The following is a 1,072-nucleotide window of genomic DNA, read 5'->3' as shown; positions in this document are numbered from 1 at the left end:
TCAGGAGGTAGTACCCCTATGATAGCACAAAATCGCAAGCTTGCCACCATTCACGATTCCACGCTCATCGTCGCCGTTGACATCGCGTCCCAGAAACACGTGGCACGTGCGATTAACTGGCGTGGGCACATCCTTGGCGAACCGTTGATCTTTGACAACCGACTTGAGGGGTTTGAGGTGTTCTTACAGTGGATCCGCCAGCTGCAGGCGAAACACGGGCTTTCAGAGGTCGTGGTCGGCATGGAGCCGACCGGTCATTATTGGCTGAACCTTGCCGCCTATTTGCGCGCTTGCGATGTCCGCGTCGTCCTGGTCAACCCCTTCCACGTCAAGCAAACCAAAGAGTTTGTAGACAACTCGCCGACCAAAAACGACCGCAAGGACGCGCTGGTCATCGCCAAACTCATCAAAGACGGGCATTTTGTCCTGCCCAATTTGCCGCAAGGCGATTTCGCCGAACTGCGCGGACTTGTCCGTCTCCGCCAGCAGCTCATGAAAAACCTGCAGCGCCTGTACGCGCGCATCCGCCGTTGGTTGGACCAGTACTTCCCGGAGTTCCTCGATGTGTTCCCAGACTGGGAAAGCAAAACGGCCCTCGTGTCGCTTCGCCTCTTCCCGCTGCCGCAAGATGTCAAAGCCCATACGCCCGAAGAAGTAGTGCGCCTGTGGCGAGAAAACGGGGTGCAGCGGGCCGTGGGACTTTCCCGCGCTCGCCAGCTGCGCGCAAGCGCCGAGCGTTCCATCGGGCTCACCCAAGGCCTGCATGCCGCGCGCCTTGCTCTGCGCTTTTGGCTGCAGGAATACGACCTCCTGCAGCAGCAGCTCAACGAGCTTGAGCAGGCAATTGGAGAGCTTCTTCAGCGCATCCCCGGGGCTGCGGAAATGATGAGCATCCCCGGCGTCAGTGAAATGACGGTGGCGGGGTTTCTGGCCGAGACGGGCGACTTGCGCCAATACCGCGACTGGCGGCAGATCCGCAAGCTGGCCGGGCTGAACATCGTGGAAAACCAATCCGGGAAACACGTGGGCAAAACGCGCATTTCCAAGCGCGGGCGCGCACGTCTGCGGGCGC

Annotated in this window: 1 protein-coding gene; it reads left to right on the top strand. The window is 60.1% G+C overall.

Annotated elements, in window-relative coordinates; genetic code table 11:
* Nucleotides 1-18 precede the first annotated feature (18 nt).
* Nucleotides 19-1,072: IS110 family RNA-guided transposase (locus tag IEX61_RS12225; RefSeq protein ID WP_188818256.1), on the top strand; the 1,054-nt coding region annotated here is incomplete at its 3' end.

It is taken from the genome of Calditerricola satsumensis, from assembly GCF_014646935.1.
Taxonomy (GTDB): Bacteria; Bacillota; Bacilli; order Calditerricolales; family Calditerricolaceae; genus Calditerricola; species Calditerricola satsumensis.
This window is presented reverse-complemented; position numbering and strand designations above follow the sequence as displayed.